At 66.8% G+C, this 916-nt stretch carries 1 pseudogene; it reads left to right on the top strand.

From position 1 onward, the window contains the following. Positions 1-37: 37 nt before the first annotated feature. Positions 38-916 (top strand): annotated as a pseudogene (locus DMB66_RS60060) (flagellar hook-associated protein FlgK); the annotation flags it as partial.

Here is a 916-nt window from a genome sequence, read left to right as displayed (position 1 = left end):
CGTCGGCACCGGCGTCGGAGTCTCCGCCGTGCAGCGCATGCGCGACGAATACCTGGAGAACCGGGGCCGCGCGGAGCACAGCACGAATGCCTATCTGACCGGCACGAACGCGGCGTACAAGTCGATCGAGGATGTGTTCGCCGAGCCCAGCGACACCGCGTTGGCCGCGCAGATGCGCGACATGTGGGGCAGTTGGAACGATGTGGCGAACAACCCGCAGTTGTCCGCGCCCCGCTCCGCCCTGATCCAGCAGAGTTCGACCGTCGCCGACCAGATGAACGCCGCCCAGGACGCCCTGTCCCGGCAGTGGAGCCAGAACCGGAACCAGATGGCCGCCTACGTCGACGAGGTCAACGGCACGGCCAGCTCGATCGCCCAGCTCAACGACAGCATCATCAAGGCGAACGCCTCCGACCTGACGGTGAACGAGCTGGAGGACCGGCGTGACCTGCTCGCCATGAAGCTCTCCGAACTCACCGGCGCCAGCACGGCGAAGCGGGAGAACGGCGGCATGGACGTCTACATCGGCGGTTCCAACTTGGTCAGCGGGACCTTTGTCCGTGAGGTGACCTGCGTCGGCGTGGAGCGGCTGGTGGATCAGCTGGACGTGACGGATCCGCTGAACCTGGCGGATCCGTTGTTCGTTCCGGCCGGCGCCGGGGTGAAACTGGTCTGGAAGGACGACGTCAACCCCGCCGACATCGACAAGACGGCGATCCAGGCCGGCGGCACGATGGGCGCGGCCCTCGACACGATGACCGCGATCATCCCGGGGTTGTCACGCGATCTGACCTCGATCGAGAACAAGATGATCGACAAGGTGAACGAGCTGCACCGCGCCGGCCACGCCAAAGGCATCGCCGCTGCTGAGCCCAACGACCCCGCAGACCCCACCGACGACGCCGTCGCCGGCGTC

The organism is Actinoplanes sp. ATCC 53533 (genome assembly GCF_003947245.1).
The sequence above is the reverse complement of the archived record's forward strand: the minus strand, read 5'-3'. Positions and strand labels throughout refer to the sequence as shown.